A 16156-nucleotide genomic window follows, 5' to 3' on the forward strand; every position below is an offset into this window, starting at 1 on the left:
TCATGAGCCAATCAAATTTAACACCAGCTCCTGCTCCATCAGCGTGGCAGCGTTTCAAAGAGTCAGATTTTCTGTATTACTTCAAACGCGACAAAGTGGCGATGGCGAGTTTTACCGTCTTTATGATGTTCTTAGTATTGGCATTGGCTGCACCGATTCTTGCGCCAACAGACCCGTACGATCTGACGTCTATCGACATCATGGATTCTGAGTTGCCACCTTCGTGGATGGAAGATGGCGATGAGCGCTTTGTGTTGGGTACTGACGAGCAAGGTCGCGATATTTTATCGACCATTCTTTACGGCTCTCGTCTGTCTCTAACCATCGGCTTCCTGGCTGTTGGCCTTCAGTTGGTACTGGGTATCATCATTGGTTTGTCGGCGGGTTATTTCGGTGGCCGTATCGATAGCTTCTTGATGCGTTTTGCAGACGTACAGTTGTCGTTCTCGACCATGATGGTCGCGATCATCGTGTCAGCTATCTTCAAAGCCAGCTTTGGCAGTGATTTTTACAGCCAATATGCGGTGGTCATGCTGGTGGTGATCATCGGTGTGGCAGAATGGCCGCAATACGCACGGACCATTCGCGCCTCGGTATTGGCAGAGAAGAAGAAAGAATACGTAGAAGCGGCACGAGTGATGGGCTTTAAAGCGCCACGCATCATGTTCCGTCACATCCTGCCGAACTGTCTATCACCAATCTTGGTTATCTCGACGGTACAGGTAGCGAATGCGATCATGTCGGAAGCGGCACTGTCATTCCTAGGTTTGGGTCTTCCTGTTGATCAGCCGTCACTAGGTGCGCTGATCAGCATCGGCTTTAACTACATCTTCTCAGGTGCGTGGTGGATTACTGCCTTCCCAGGCATCGTGTTGGTTACACTGGTTCTGGTTATCAACTTATTGGGTGACTGGTTACGAGACGTATTCAACCCGAAACTGTACAAAGGTTAAGAATTTTCCCGCCAAGCGTTGTAAATTTGCTTAATTCCTTCCTAAACTGAGAGCCGGATGCAAATTCCGGCTCTTTTTTTGCTAGTTATTCTTTGTTCACATTTTTTTGGCGCTTTGCCGCCATAATGACCTTACCCACTAATTTAGAGTGAAGTGTATGGAAATGAAGAAGGCACAACACCCATCTCGTATCTTCCAAGCAAGCCTGGCTTTGGGTTTGTTGCTAGTATGCGCCCAGTTTTCTAGCCCAGTATCGGCGGAGGAGTTCCTTTGCCAAGCCACTCAAGCCAGCGAGAAAGAATTACCGATGCTTGAGAAAACGTGCCCAATTGGTAACGGAGTATGGGGAAAGAAAGTGCCGCAGGGGGGCAACTACCTTTACTGGATTCAATGCGGATTGCTACCCAAGCCTATGTCTCTCGCGAAAGCTAAGCCTCTCTATAGTAAAATCACGACTGACGTATGGATGAAGCCTGAATCCAAAGGCTATCGCTGTTTGATTGGACCTTACAAGGCATTGTCTGATGCGAGGGATGACTTACGAGGAGTCAAAACCTTGTCGAATTACAAAGAGGCGTTCATCCGAGTGGTTGGGAAAGGGACGAAACAACCAGTAACACCACCTACACCTAAATCTACTGTATCGTCGAAATCAGCCGCATCTTCGGTTAAGCCAACACCGACGGTGACCCCGAAACCCGCGCCAGTTCCTGCTGTGCGAGCTGATACCGACGCCTTTAAAGCGCGGGCAGAGAAGCCAGATACCAAGGCAAAAAGTTTACGTGATAGCTCTTCGTCTACGCCTGTTGCTAAGACCAAAGCGAAGCCAATTGTCACTGGAAATGATGACATTGAAGTTCGGTTGAGAACTTCAGTACAGGGCAAAACGTACGTGGTCCCATATTTACTCGTTCACCATAATCAGTTTTACATGGAACATGGTAAGCCGTGGAACCGCCTCAACTACGAAAACTCGCACAAAGTATGTCAGCAACTGGGTATGAACTTAGCTAACCCTGCAGAGTTTAAAGCGCTGAGGGCGTCTGGGGTGATGGAAAAAAATCAATGGCCACTGCAACTGCCGTATTGGGGCAAAGATAAGAAAGGTTTGTTCGCCGATCGTGAGCCCAATCAGCTCACCGGGACCTCATTATTGAACGTGGTGTGCGTGAAATAACGACTCAGATATTGCGGTCAAAATATAGAAGAAAGCCCCGAGTTCGGGGCTTTTTGCGGTCTCAAATATTATCGCTATTTGAGTGGCGTTTCTTTGTGACAGTTAGAGCAGATATACACTTCTTTGATGCCGACCAATCGTTCCCAAAATGTTCTGCGTCTTCTACGCAAATGCACGCTATCACAGCAAGGGTTAACGATGGTTGCTTTAGTCATCATCACCAGGCTCCAAAATCGGTAGTGAACTCGCGATGCTTGTCATGGCTTCTTTGCTGTTAGAGTACAGACCATATTCCGGTGCGGATTCATGACCGTTTTGTTCTTTACTCCAACGAATACCAATATAAAAGTCACCAAAATCGCGGTTGATGTAACGATGACGAGTTTTGTAATCTGACTCTGAGCCTGTTTCTTCTAGAATCAGCAGTTCACGGTCTTCATCATTCTGGATTTCCCAATTACCTGGAGTTTGGAATCCTGTTGGCATGAACGAAGTGTAGTTGTAAGTATCAGTGTCGTATTCGTACGCACCTGACGAGTATTTCAGGACTGTGTCGTCGCCTGTGCCATTACTTTCTACCATCAAGTCATGCTCTACCGTGCCTTGTTTGATGTGTTCTGCAACCGAAAGTGATTCTGCGAATGGGGTATTGCTTGAGTCCATCCAGAACAGCTCATCATCTGAGATTTTAACGATCATTTGAGTGCCGTTATGCTCGGTTTTGTGCTGGTACAACATTTCATACTCGTCGCCGTAGCTGTTGTATAGCTTGCCGTCTTTCAACTCAACGTCGTTACAGTCTTTATTGTTGTATTCTGTGTAACCAGTTTGTTGGTCCAGATCGGCAAGAATGGCGTAAGCATCGTGTTCCCATGTGTCTTTTAGGAAGTCACTGATGTTCGCTTTGTACTCTTGACTCATCTCATCGTGGTTTGAACCCCAGCAGAATAGTAGGCCTTCAGAATCTTGCATCAACATGGCGTAGCCGATTTCACCATCTTTCTGTGCAAAGCTACCCATTTTCCATTCTTGACCGTTGAAGTGCTCGTGAGTGAAGCCCAAAGTCGGTACTACTGGTGGTGGCGTGACGCCTTCGATAACCGTTGGCATGCTGAGCGCAATTTGTACCGCGGTATGGCCATCTGTTGCGCTAATCGCAAGTGTTGCTCCAGCTTCACCTGCTTTTGTTGGTGTGCCTTTAATGGTGATAATTGCATTACCATCCTCAGATACTGTTAGACCTTCAATGTCCACATAGTCCGCTGAGTAGTCGGTGATATGACCGTCTTTATCTTGGAACAAGCTAGAAATATCGAGCGTTTGTTCAAATACTTCACCTTGTTGTAGGTACCAACCATCAACGATGGACTGCAGATGCGCTTGTTCTGTTTCTACAACCATTGGTGGTAAGTTTGCCGATTCGATTTCGAACTGAAATACGGTGCTTACCGTACCCAAAACCTTACCTGACGAATCAATGTCTTGCGCCGTTAGAACAATCTCAAAATCACCAGCTTTCTCTACGATTGCAGTTGGTTGTAGAACAATCAGGTTGCCAGTTTGCACAACTTCAATGCCTGTGCCTGCAAAGTTGTGCGTCAGTTTGGTTGTCACAAGGTTTTGGTCTTTGTCTGCAAATAGACCTTCAATGTCTAGCTCTAAGCCATCAAAGTCCACGCCTTGTACGATTTTTGGTAGATTTTCTAGCTTATCTTTAGCTGCCTTTTCGACGATTTTGTTTACGGTTAGCTTGTTATTAACTGCCGTTTCAGGTGCTAAGGTGTCGCTGTCTGGGGTCGCGTCAGTGATGATTGGACGTAGATTTGGGTCATTGATGTTTTCGCCAGATGCAACAAGACGTTCCACTTCTTGGTTTGCCGCTTGAGCAAACTCCGTGGCTTTTTTCTCGTAGTTCGTTGGGTTTTGTGCTTTCGAGTCGGTCAGAATCTGAGCGGTTTTATGTAGTTCGGCGTTTTTTGTCGCACCTTCAACAAAATCACTGTACAGATCAATTGGTGCTTCTTCTGAGCCTCCTAGCGCTTGGTTTACTTTCGCTTTCGCGTCTTCTTCACTAATGGCTGGATCTTTTGCCATTTCAATCGCAACAAGGTCCGTGATAGGTGAAATCACGTTTGACGATGTTGGTGCACGGAACACGATTTCGTGGGCCATGGCTTGGCCTGGATGATCCATATCAACCGTGTATTTGCCAGCGTACTCTTTAGCATCCAAAGCGATAAGCTGTTTCTGCTTTGCACCGTTTGGTGTAATGGTCTGCAGCGCTAGAGTGCTTTCTGGTTTTGCATCCAATTTAAGCTGACCTTTCTCATCGGTCAGACCAAGGAATGTTTCTTGAGTGTCCCATTGGCCGTTGTTGTTCGTATCTTCAAAAACAACGGCATGCTTGAAGTAGCCGTCAAAACCTGTGATCACAACGCCGTCGTTAGCACTGTTTGAACCACCATCTGAACCGCCACAGCCTGTAAGAGCGATAGCCACTGACGCTGCTAGTAAACTCACCTTATTCATTATTTATTTGTCCTTGTTTCGTTTCCGAATGAGAAAGTCGCTTTTTTTATTATTTTTTTCCTTATATCTCACTAGTGAGATATAAGAGAGTGGTGTCTTTTTAATGACTATTGAGCTTAGGTTCAAGACACGAAAATCCGCACAAAACCCGTAAAATTTATTTCTATTTTTTGTCTATGATGGAAAATTGATAATTTGATCACGCTTCCAGTTTTATTTTGGTGATGATTGTTTTGTCAAAATAACCACCTGTAAATAGAGGTTTATTGGGTGTCGCTAAGGACAGGGGCGTGATAAATCATGTTGATCTTAAATTCCTCAACGTGATCAGCGAGCTCAGGTTTCGGACGTAAAATGTAGCTATACACCTCGCCATCAAGTAGTTCATCGTAAGGGGAATAGTTAAGATCAAACGATAACGATTGTTGTCCAGTAGCAGGGGCGCTGATGAACTCGTGGCAATCAATTTGGTAAGTCGGATCGTCTGGGTTAGGGTCTGATATGATGTCTATTTGATAGTCTCCTTGACCAGCAATGACATGGCTGTGATACCAAATGGCGACATCGCTACAATACAGGTTAGGACCATAAGTTCGTAAATTGAGATCGGATTCGAGACTTTCACCATGCGGACCCACGACTTTAGTACCATAGTGATAAATATAATTGCCAGCTTCAGCAACCAGATACCCCCCGCTTGGGAGAGGTAACAAATAGTCAAAAAAGGATATCTGGCGTAAATATCGCCCTGTCGGTGCGTTGATGCGCTTTTCCATCGATTGCTTGTTTTTTTGCATGGTGTAGCTTTCGAATTGTTTACCATCAAACACGGTGGTGAAGTAGTTCCGAGTATCTTCATGAACCTGAGATGGGTATTCTTTTTTGATGGTCCAAATTTGGCGTACACCTTGGACATAAACGATCAACGAGTCATCACTGATTTTGTACTTGCCCACTTTTTTCAAGTCTCCCTTTTCAGGACACTGGCGTTTGTTGTGTGAGGCGGCATAACTTACTTCGCCCCCCTCAAACTGAAAGGCCTCGCAATACACCACTTCATACGCGTACGCGATACCTGCAAGATTTTGTGTCGTCTCTAGGCGATAAACTACATCGCCAACTAACGAGTGTTCTGTGTCATTTTGATCGGGTGTGATAACGGGTAACTCAAAGCGCGTTGTGACCCATGCATGATCGCTATTACCGTGATAATCATCGCGCGCTGCTACCGCCAAATATGTGGTGGTTTTTATTTCCTCAGGCGCTCCTTGCACCATCATTTGTCCTTGGTTGAGGACTCTTAACCCATTGGCGTTTTCAAGCCAAATCTGAGTGGTGAGGAGATCGCCATCTGGGTCTTCAAAAAGCTGGTTAAGGTTGAGCGAATAACTCACCGGAGAGTTTTGTTTCAGCTCCCAAGCATAAATAATGGTTTGTAGCTGCTGTTCCACAGTGAGGTTGATGATGGGTTTATTATTCTCTGATGGGTCCTCTTGTGGTCGGCTGTTCTTATCACCCAATGCTGACTCGTAAAACGTGTTGTCTTCTGTGGTATGAAATGGATTCGTAACAGGGCCTGGTTGTCCTAAAAGGGCGGAGTTAAATGCGTCATCTCCCGCTTTTTTATGAGTGCGATCCAACGCAGAACCTGTCAACGCTTGCTTTACTTCAACTAAAGATGTGCGCTCATATTGACGATGTGCTTGCTGGGTTGACTTGTCGGCGTTGTCTGACGAGTCTTCCACAGATGCCAAATTGTGTTTGTTTGAAATGAAGTAAATACCGAACAAACCGACGCATACTGCGCCGATTATCCAAAGCTTTTTGTTCATGATTACGTGTGCGCCATTCGTGATTGTAGCCAACTGCGAGAGAATTTGAGGTCTTTCTCTATCAGGCTTGCGCTGCATTCGAGTAGCTCACTGATTTCTTGGTTTTTCATGCCCATTAAATACTTGAGTTTGAGTGCGCTCGATTGGCGTGGATAGCGGCTACTGAAACTATCCAGAGCTTTATCCATGATAATCAATTGCTCGAAACGATCTTCTTCATCTCTCATCAATGTAATGTGTTGACGCTTTTGTGCTTGGTGCGAGCGTGCGTTGTCGATCAAAATTTGACGCATCACTTTGGCGGCCATCAAAAAGAAATCGCGCTTTGTTTCAATTTCACTCATGTCGCAGTTGGACATTTTCAGGTAAGCATCATGAATTAATGCCGTGGTGCTGTTGACGCTGTCTGCCAGTACTTTGTTGTCGGTGCCGTACTTTTCTGCATTTCGTTCACGCTCATGTTGGGCGATCTTACGCAACTGTAAATAAGCAAACTGATAGAGCTCGCTCTCAGCTCGTTTATCACCAGATTGCCATTGTTGAATGATTTGTGTCAGTGCTACTGCTGTTGCCATGGTTATACATCCTCGCTCACTTTGACAAATTCAGAAATGGTGTGGGTTTCAATGCGATCGGAACCGTCTTGGTTGCGCAGAACATTTTGTTGATAGCGATATAAAATGCCTTGCTCCCAAGTTGCACCAGCTGGCAAGTATTCCCAGGTGGTGTAATTGATTTCGGATGGGGTTGTTGACCAACGCACCATGACGTTCATTTGCGCGAGTTCGGCTTTGGGGGCGCTATTGTTGACCCACCACATGTCGGCAAATTCGCGGGTAACATCTTGGGTGTACAGGCTTGTATCGGTTGGGCAGGTGTCCGTATTTTTCGGCAGTCGCATGACTTGTTGATGGCGCATCAATAGGCATGATTGTGTCATGGACTGTTGGTGGTATTCGGTTTGCTGCCACACACCGAGGTAGTCAATGTCGTGTTCGCTAGTATTGGGATACGTAAACCAGAGCATTTCTGTACGGTTATTGTGTTGGATGTTTTTTTTACGCCCGAGACCTTGTACTTTTTCCATCAATAACTCGGTGCTCGGATCAAAATTGAGGGCAACGGAGCGGTACTTCCAGTCGCCTTCATCATCGAAGTCTTCGAGAGAGAAGCCATTCAAGTCGTTGCGGGTGCACCCTGTGATTGAACAACCAACGATATTAAACCAATCCGCAAACTTGCTTATCGGTTCGACGACATCTTCCGTGATGGGGCGTTTCATCGAGAGGAAGCAGCCTTGAAAATGATCGCCAATGCTTGGGTGTTCAATCAATGAGTCTTTGGTGATGGTGAATCGAGTTTCACCAATAGGAGGACGATATTTGGGATGATGCTGATAGCGTAGATCGTAAGCACAAGCGCGGCCTTGCCAATCCTTCTTTTTGATGACGATGTTTTTGAACGTCATGTCGCGAGGTTCAAAAATGATCTCATCAGAGGAAAAATTTTTTTCAATGTACTGCTGGCTTTCGTTTAGGTGCTCAATCGCCTCATTGACAGATACCCAATCGAGATTGAGGTAGCGTTTAGCGTCATCCAGGTAATTGAGATCAAGGCCTTTGAGCTGGCTTTGAAAGTGAGGATCAGACAGCACACGGTTTGCTAGGACAATTTCCTCACGATTCTCAGGCCTGCTGTCGAGAGAAAGCAGCAGACGCGTCATATTGATGCTGCGGCTAGGTTTGGTTGTCGCCATCGTCGGCGTCAGCACTTCTTGGCTTGATAAGGTCGTCAGCAGATAACCTTTATCATCGTTACCAAGGAAGAAGCTAATTACATCACCGGGTTGGTAATGAAATGCTCCTTGCTGAGTGACGCCAGTGATATTGGAACTGGTTTTGTAATACAGGCCAGTCACTGGGGCGTCGATAAAGTAGCCTTGCTTCAAGGTTGAAGCTGGTGGGTGTGAAGTGGCAGCTGAAACGTCTGCTGCCAACGTGGACGTAGCCGTCAATGCAGACAGCCAAAATACCACTGAACGTGTATACATCTTGTTTTAAGCCTTATTGGTTGGTGCTGTCCTTAGACGCACAATTTGGCTGACAACTCATTGGTGTAGTTAGGTGCTTCTCTGGCACCGGTGTCATCATCGCCAACAACATTTTTTGTTTTATATGTTTGGGGATATCTGGGTTAGAGAGTATCCGCCTTCGTGTTAACTCCATCATGGAGTTCACTGAGAGATGTTCGACATTTTGCCCCTTCGCGTGGAATATGAGGCGAGTCATTTCGTACATCATATCTTCTGCAATCTTTTTCTCTTGTTGCAGCTGGATATTCTTTTGCATCATGGCGCTGCCAAATAACACACCAGAGAGCACAATGATGCCTGACAATACCGAAGCAAGGGGACGTCGCTGTACCAAGCGAAAGGCGCTATACAATGGCCAGTTTTTTTTCTGCTCGATTGGACGGCGTTCGATAATTCGTTCGATATCAATGCGCAATGTTCTAACATCGGTATATCGCATTTGAGTGGCAGGACGCGTTGCGCGTCTTATCACCCAGTAAACATCAGACCAAATTGTTGGTGATGGAAACATCAAAGCGAGAATTTTGCCCAAGGAGTACACGTCGCTTTGCTCTGTTAGAACCAGTCCTGCTTGCTGCTCTGGGCTGGCAAAATTTTGGCTAAACGCAATCAGCGCTGAGGGTGAATCTTCTCGGTTGGAGTGCGCTTTTTGAGTCAAGTTGAAGTCAAGCAGCTTGGGACGCTTGCTACGATCAATCAGTATATTTTCTGGTTTTAGATCGGCATGCAAAACCTGGTGCTGGTGGGCGTGCTCCATCGCCTGGCAGATCTGCTTAAACAACAGCAGCTTCTCCGTTTTTTCTAGCTTATTTTCAGATAGATACTCATCCAAAGTTTGACCAAACACCCGCTCCATCACGATGTAAACCGAATCTTGATGGAGACCGCCGTCAAACACTTTCGCGATGTAAGGATGGTTTAGACGCGCGAGAAGTTGAGCTTCATCGAAGAGTGCGCGTTGCCCTAACACATTGCTCAAATTGCTTTGAATAAACTTGATAGCCAGATCTTGCTCGAACGTTTCATCTGCACGTAGAGCTGCGTATACGACACCCATGCCACCACGCCCCAACTCATGAGTTAGGCGGTACTTACTGATGATTTCTCCGCTTAGATCGACGTCTTGGTTCGTTGCCTGATGAGCACCAAAATAAAGTAACTGCGTTAGTTGTTCTTCCGGTGTCTCGTTGGCTAAAAGAGGAACGAGTTGTCGATACAGCTCAGGTTGACTTCGTTGCAATGCTTGGAGGTATTGCTGCTTTTGGGAGTCGTCCAGATCAAGCAGGTGGTAGTAAATCTGGGTTTCGCTAGAGCCTAACTGCACTGTGACTAATGTCTTATTCTTTTAGGTACGGCATTTTATAAGAACTTTGATATAAATGTCATTTATTTATTCGGTTTTGATTCACAATCCATGAAACGCAATTTGATGGCTAATGGAGTAATAACGTCATGATTTTGCGAATTATTTTCACTGAGCTTGTCGGCAGAGAGTCTATTCGTCATAATGTTACTTGTAACATTACTGATAAATCACATATTTATGGCTCAACAGAATAAGAAAACTCGTACGACATTGCAGGATGTCGCAGACCAGGTTGGCGTCACGAAGATGACCGTTTCACGCTATATGCGTAACCCTGAATCGGTGGCAGAAAAGACTCGGGCCAAGATTGCGACTGCGATTGAAGAGATGGGTTACATCGAAAACCGTGCACCGGCGATGTTGTCAAAGTCCTCCAGTAAAGCCATTGGTATTTTACTGCCGTCTTTGTCCAACCAAATTTTTGCTTCCTTTGTTCAGGGCATAGAGATGGTGACCAAAGCCAATGGCTATGAGACGCTTTTAGCGCATTTTAGCTACGATGAGCTTGAAGAAGAGCGCAAGATCGCGTCATTACTCTCTTATCAAGTCGATGGGCTTATTCTAACTGAAAGCCATCACACGCCGCGTACATTACAGATGATCAAAAATGCGGGCATTCCGGTGGTCGAAACCATGGAACTGCCATCGGAGCCGATTGATATGGCGGTTGGACTCGATCATGAAGATGCGTCGTACACCGTGGTTAAGCAGATGCTAGATACGGGGAAGCGTACAATCGTCTATTTTGGCGCGCGTCTGGATACGCGAACCAAATTGCGGATGCAAGGTTACGATCGCGCGATGACAGAAGCAGGGCTAGAACCTAAACATGTATTAACTGGTGATCATTCGAGTTTTTCTTTAGCGCATGATTTGCTCGAACGTGCACTGGAAACGCACCCAACGCTCGATGGGGTGTTCTGTACCAACGATGACATCGCAATTGGCACCATGCTGAGTGCGCAGCAACGTGGCATTCAAGTTCCACAGCAATTGGCAGTGGCGGGCTATAACGCGCTGGATATCGGTCAAACCATCAGTCCGAAACTGACCAGCGTTGATACGCCGCGTTTCCAAATTGGTGTAAAGAGCGCAGAGCTATTAATTGCGCGCCTGAAAGGCGAAACGCAAGAAGAAAAAGTCTTCGATATGGGTTATCAGATCACGTCGGGAGAGAGTGTTTAACTAATTGTTAACTGCTCTTTGTATTCGCTCATCAATGGTATTGGTAGGTTAGGGTATGGCACATCAGCTGGATGCATTGGATCTCAACTTAATGCGTTTATTAAAAGCCGTGGTGGAAAACCGCAGCATCAAGCTGGCCGCAATGCAGCTTGGCATTTCTCAACCGAGCGCCAGCCGCGGCGTGATGAAGTTGAAGCAAGTGTTTGATGACCCGCTTTTTGTGCGTAAAGCACATGGAGTAGAGCCATCACCCATGGCGATTCGTCTCGCCGCCGAGTTCGACAATATGGTTGCACCACTGGAAAAAGTGGTGCAAGAATTTGAAGTGTTCGACCCACTGCAATACCAAGGGCAGATTGCGATTGTAACTGACCCTTATTTGATGGATGAACAAGGGCAGCGACTGCTCACTGGTTGTCATCGAGCCTTTCCCAAAGCGCACTTTGCCTTTTCCAGCTGGAATACTTACTCGCACGATGAAATGTTAGAAGGCGAGCACGATTACTGCATTCTTGACCAAGAGACCGAGCTGTCGAAAGACATTTACATGCGCCCGTTATTCGTTGAAAAACGAGTGATTTTGGCGCGCAAAAACCACCCAACGTTGTCGAAAGTCAGCAATGATTGGGACACGGTGTCCAAACTACCACTCGTCTCTTTGCCTGCGCCTGCGTCATATAAACCGCTTTGTACCGTGGAGTCCGAGTATCGACGCATGGGTTATGAGCCAGTAGTGTTACTGAAGTCCTATAATTTGCGTTTGGCTTGCCAAATGTTGCAAGAAACCGACGCGATTATGTATGCCAGTCAAAGCTCGGCATTGTTGATGCCAGAACTCGCCTCTTACGCAATGCCACCCGTTAATCGTGAGTTCAGTCAGTTTGTGGTCTCTGGCGGTTTCCTTCAAACCAACCGCAACCATCCTTTGCACAGACACCTACATAAAGTGGTGCGACAAACCCTCAATACGCCGCTGATTTTTACGCAATGACGTCACCTGATGGCATCGGCTGAATGAGAGAGTAGATGCTTTAACCTTATCAATATTATGTGATTACATAGACAACTTACTTCTTAAGATATTCAAAAATGAATATCTCAATTACCTGTCTCTTTTTCCTACCCAGCGCTAACCTTATCTCAAATAGTCAGGAGAAGTGGCTCATTTTTATCTTTTTAACTTTTTGAATGTCGATACAGGTACGCGACATTCACCATTCTCCGTTATGCATTTTTTTAATTTCTGATGGAGGATTAATCATGCTAGTTGCACGTCTATTTTTATTGCTCGCCATCGTTGCCGAAGTGGCTGGTACCAGCACTATGTCTCTTATCGGACAAGGGCACGGGTGGTGGGGCTACATCGTAATGTATGTGCTGATCGCAATCTCTTACTACTTTCTCGCGTTTGCCGCGAAGAAAATATCGATAGGTGTGGCATACGCTGTTTGGGAAGGGTTAGGTATCTCGTTGATCACCGTGGTGTCGATCATCGCCTTTGATGCACACTTAAACCATCAAGAGTTGTTTGGTTTGATGTTAGCCGTTGTTGGCATTGTGTGTGTGACCTTAGGGGAATCACATGGTCAACCTAACGCCAAGAAAAATGCCGATAAACCGGCAAAAGAACGTTCATTTTCTACTAGTACAAGGTGCGAATCATGAGTCAATTTTTTACGATGTCATTTGGATTTGTCGTGATGGCTGCCTTGGTCGATATCATGGCCAATATGGCGCTGACACGCTCAAAAGGTTTTAAATATAAAGGCTGGGGCATTGCGGCGATTGTGTTGGTACTGACAGCATTCACGCTGTTGGCACAAGCGGTGAAAGAGATCGACTTAGCCATTGCTTATGCCTCTTGGGGTGCGATCGGTATCTTGGGTACCGCAGTGGGTGGAGCCTTGCTGTTTAAGCAGAAACTCAAACCAATCGGCTGGTTTGGTATCTTTGTGGTGATTGCTGCCGTCGTAGTGATGAAGACCGCTTGATGTAATTTACTGAATGCTAGATATCGTCATTCTGAGCAGCAAGAGACGAGCGTGATTCAGAATCTACCAACAAAAAGTGCTGTGGAAGAGGGGTTTTCTCTGGCTTCACAGCATTTTGCTATTAGATTCCTGATCTCGCCTAGGCTCGTCGGAATGACGGATTCATTCGTTTTTTAGAAAGAACTGAGGCTAATCCCAAAGCTCGTCATTCTGAACAGCGAGGGACGAGCGTGATTCAGAATCTACCAACAAAAAGTGCAGTGGTAGAGGAGTTTTCTCTAGCTTCACAACACGTTGATAGTAGATTCCTGATCTCGCCTAGGCTCATCGGAATGACGGATTCATTCGTTTAAAAAGAACCGAGGCCAATCCTAAAGCTTGCCATTCTGAACTGCGAGGGACGGTCGTGATTCAGAATCTACCAACAAAAAGTGCTGTGGCAGAGGAGTTTTCTCTGACGTCATAGCATGTCGATATTAGATTCCTGATCCTGCTGAGGCTCGTCGGAATGACGGATTCATTCGTTTTTTAGAAAGAACCGAGGCCAATCCTAAAGCTCGTCATTCTGAACTGCGAGGAACGAGTGTGATTCAGAATCTACCAACAAAAAGTGCAGTGGCAGAGGAGTTTTCTCTGACTTCACTGCACGCTGATATTAAATTCCTGATTTTGCTTAGGCTCGTCGGAATGACGAGGTTTTTCTTCTCGCCTTAAACAATAAAGCTTGCGCCTTCTTCTGCACTCGATACGTTTTGGCGGATCACGCTAAACAAGCCTCGTCCCCAAGTTTGTTGGGTCGATTCGGTATCGAAATGAATCAACTCGCGACCAGTGGTGTCGCTTAAGTTGTTCAGTTCGCCCGTTTGACAATCAAGGCGAATCAAATCACCGTTGCGCACTAAACCAATCGCGCCACCACGAATGGCTTCTGGAGAAACGTGAATCGCAGACGGAATTTTACCGGATGCACCAGATAAACGACCGTCCGTCACTAGCGCGACTTTAAAGCTCGCTTTTTGCACGTTCCCTAAAATTGGCATCAGCTTGTGTAGTTCAGGCATGCCGTTTGCCGCTGGGCCGTTGTGTGTGACCACAACGATGCAGTCTTTGTTCAGCTCGCCACGTTTGTACGCGGCCTCCACTTCGTGTTGGCATTGGAATACGATCGCTGGTGCAACAATCGCGCGTTGCTCTTCTTTCACCGCAGACACTTTCACCACGGCTTTGCCTAAGTTGCCAGTCAATACGCGAGTGCCGCCAGTATTTTGGAATGTGGCGTCTGGTTTGGCGATCACGTCACCGTCTTGGCTGCCTTGGCACGATGTCCAGGTCAGTTGGCCATCGACAAGGCTCGGTAGCGTCATTTGGTCTTCAAATTCACCAAACACGGGTTTCACATCGCGATGCAAAAGCTCGGATTCGTTCAAGCGGTGCAATAACGCTGGCACGCCCCCCGCGTCTTGGAACGCGTTCATATCGGCTGGGCCGTTCGGGTAAACGCGCGCTAATAAAGGAACCACATCCGACAGATCGCTGATGTCTTGCCACGTGAGCAAGATGCCAGCAGCACGCGCCACGGCGATCATATGAATGGTGTGATTGGTACTGCCGCCAGATGCGAGTAGAGCGATGATGCCGTTGACCAAGCTCTTTTCTGTGACCACTTCTGCCAACGGACGGAAGTGTGCAGAACCCGCCGTCATTGAGGCGATTTTCAGAGCCGCGTGATCGGTTAACGCTTTACGCAGTTGGGTATGGGGATGAATGAATGCTGAACCTGGCAGCATCAAGCCCATGGCTTCGAACACCAACTGGTTGGTATTGGCGGTGCCGTAAAACGTACACGTACCCGCAGAGTGGTAAGCGCGACACTCCATATCCAGCAGAGCGTCTTTGCCGACTTCTCCCGCTGCGTATTTTTGGCGCACGTCGACTTTCTCTTCGTTGCTGATGCCTGTTGCCATCAGACCCGCTGGCACAAACGCCGTTGGTAGGTGAGCGTAAGACAGCGCGCCCATCAGTTGCCCCGGTGCGATTTTGTCACAGATGCCAAGCAGTAATGTGGCATCAAAGACATTGTGACTCAAAGACAACGCCGTTGATTGAGCAATTAAGTCACGCGAAAACAGCGACATATCCATGCCTGCTTGACCTTGAGTCACCCCATCGCACATCGCTGGCACACAACCTGCGACTTGCGCTGTATGGCCGTAGTCCGCCAGCACTTGTTTGATTTGCGTTGGGTAGTCTTGGTACGGCTGGTGGGCGCTCAACATGTCGTTGTAGGCGCTGATCAGCGCGACATTGGCATGAGTAAAATCGAGAATATTTTTCTTTTCAGAAGAGCAAGAAGCGGCGACTGCATGGGCTAAGTTACCACAAGATAAACCAACACGGCCTTTGCCAGCTTCGGTTTGCACTTCGGTGCGAGCAAGAAACGCAGCGCGCGCTTCACGGCTGCGCTCGGTCAAACGTTGTGTGACCTCAAGAACAACAGAGTGAGTCATTACGCCACCTCGATCGCTTGCATTTTGATTAGCTCAGCGGCAGAGCGTTCCACCACGTCGCTGATGTCTCCGTCGATACTGATGATCAGAGTTTGAGGCTCGTTGTCTGGGCGCTCTAGCGTCTCGAATTGGCTCTTCACCATGTTTTCTTTCATGAAGTGGCCTTTGCGCATACGCATGCGATTAAGGATCAACTCCCTATCGCCATCAAGGAACAGGAAGGTCACGTTGTCGTTGCCTTCGCGGATCTGATCGCGGTAAATCTTTTTCAGTGCTGAACAGACAATAATGCCGTGTTCGTTTTTGCTTTCTAGGCTGTACGCCGCATCACGAATGCGTTCTAGCCATGGCTTGCGATCATCATCGTTCAGAGGCTGGCCCGATGCCATTTTCTGAATGTTCGCTCGTGGATGAAGATCATCACCATCAATGAATTTACGCCCTAGCTTTTTCGCTAGATGCTCACCAATTGTGCTTTTACCACTAGCACAAACGCCCATAACGATGACACTACTACCAGCCAT

Annotated in this window: 13 protein-coding genes; 6 read left to right on the top strand and 7 right to left on the bottom strand. The window is 46.9% G+C overall.

Going from position 1 to position 16156, the window contains the following annotated elements:
• The first annotated feature begins 2 nt into the window (after positions 1–2).
• Positions 3–953 carry an ABC transporter permease gene (locus R7190_RS09945; protein WP_033907403.1) on the top strand — a complete coding sequence of 317 codons (951 nt, stop codon included), beginning with the start codon at positions 3–5 and terminating at the stop codon, positions 951–953.
• Positions 954–1110: 157 nt separating this feature from the next.
• Complete coding sequence (locus R7190_RS09950; protein WP_213986419.1) at positions 1111–2130, top strand: SPOR domain-containing protein; 1020 nt, start codon at positions 1111–1113, stop codon at positions 2128–2130.
• A gap of 207 nt (positions 2131–2337) precedes the next feature.
• On the opposite strand, the gene R7190_RS09955 is transcribed toward R7190_RS09950, so the two are convergent.
• The 5 genes from R7190_RS09955 to R7190_RS09975 all read right to left on the bottom strand — a co-directional run bounded on the left by R7190_RS09955 (position 2338) and on the right by R7190_RS09975 (position 9907).
• Positions 2338–4659, bottom strand: a complete 2322-nt coding sequence (locus tag R7190_RS09955; RefSeq protein WP_132937271.1) for an acid phosphatase — start codon at positions 4657–4659, stop codon at positions 2338–2340.
• A gap of 263 nt (positions 4660–4922) precedes the next feature.
• Complete coding sequence (locus tag R7190_RS09960; protein WP_132937272.1) at positions 4923–6491, bottom strand: hypothetical protein; 1569 nt, start codon at positions 6489–6491, stop codon at positions 4923–4925.
• Positions 6492–6493: 2 nt separating this feature from the next.
• On the bottom strand, positions 6494–7066 hold the full coding sequence (locus R7190_RS09965; RefSeq protein WP_005379118.1) for a sigma-70 family RNA polymerase sigma factor: 573 nt from the start codon (positions 7064–7066) through the stop codon (positions 6494–6496).
• 2 nt (positions 7067–7068) lie between these two features.
• Positions 7069–8541, bottom strand: coding sequence for a chromosome partitioning protein ParA (locus R7190_RS09970; protein ID WP_132937273.1), 1473 nt, complete (start codon positions 8539–8541; stop codon positions 7069–7071).
• Positions 8542–8554: 13 nt separating this feature from the next.
• The gene (locus R7190_RS09975) at positions 8555–9907 is read right to left on the bottom strand and encodes a serine/threonine-protein kinase (protein ID WP_132937274.1); all 1353 of its coding nucleotides are present in this window, start codon (positions 9905–9907) and stop codon (positions 8555–8557) included.
• A 219-nt stretch (positions 9908–10126) separates the two neighbouring features.
• Between R7190_RS09975 and R7190_RS09980 the strand changes: the two genes are divergently transcribed.
• The 4 genes from R7190_RS09980 to R7190_RS09995 all read left to right on the top strand — a co-directional run bounded on the left by R7190_RS09980 (position 10127) and on the right by R7190_RS09995 (position 13125).
• Entirely contained in the window at positions 10127–11134 is a 1008-nt protein-coding gene (locus R7190_RS09980) for a substrate-binding domain-containing protein (protein WP_017636149.1), read from the top strand.
• A gap of 55 nt (positions 11135–11189) precedes the next feature.
• Positions 11190–12125 carry a LysR family transcriptional regulator gene (locus R7190_RS09985; RefSeq protein WP_005379132.1) on the top strand — a complete coding sequence of 312 codons (936 nt, stop codon included), beginning with the start codon at positions 11190–11192 and terminating at the stop codon, positions 12123–12125.
• 269 nt (positions 12126–12394) lie between these two features.
• Positions 12395–12799 carry an SMR family transporter gene (locus R7190_RS09990; RefSeq protein WP_005384225.1) on the top strand — a complete coding sequence of 135 codons (405 nt, stop codon included), beginning with the start codon at positions 12395–12397 and terminating at the stop codon, positions 12797–12799.
• On the top strand, positions 12796–13125 hold the full coding sequence (locus R7190_RS09995; RefSeq protein ID WP_005478614.1) for an SMR family transporter: 330 nt from the start codon (positions 12796–12798) through the stop codon (positions 13123–13125). Before R7190_RS09990 ends, R7190_RS09995 begins: the two co-directional genes overlap by 4 nt.
• A gap of 710 nt (positions 13126–13835) precedes the next feature.
• On the opposite strand, the gene edd is transcribed toward R7190_RS09995, so the two are convergent.
• Together edd and R7190_RS10005 are read right to left on the bottom strand one after the other, a co-directional pair.
• Entirely contained in the window at positions 13836–15632 is a 1797-nt protein-coding gene (gene edd, locus R7190_RS10000) for a phosphogluconate dehydratase (protein WP_318137544.1), read from the bottom strand.
• Positions 15632–16156 (bottom strand): gluconokinase, encoded by a 525-nt coding sequence (locus R7190_RS10005; protein WP_186584555.1) that lies wholly within the window; start codon positions 16154–16156, stop codon positions 15632–15634. The genes edd and R7190_RS10005 overlap by 1 nt, the downstream gene beginning before the upstream one ends.

The organism is Vibrio sp. 1078-1, from assembly GCF_033340475.1.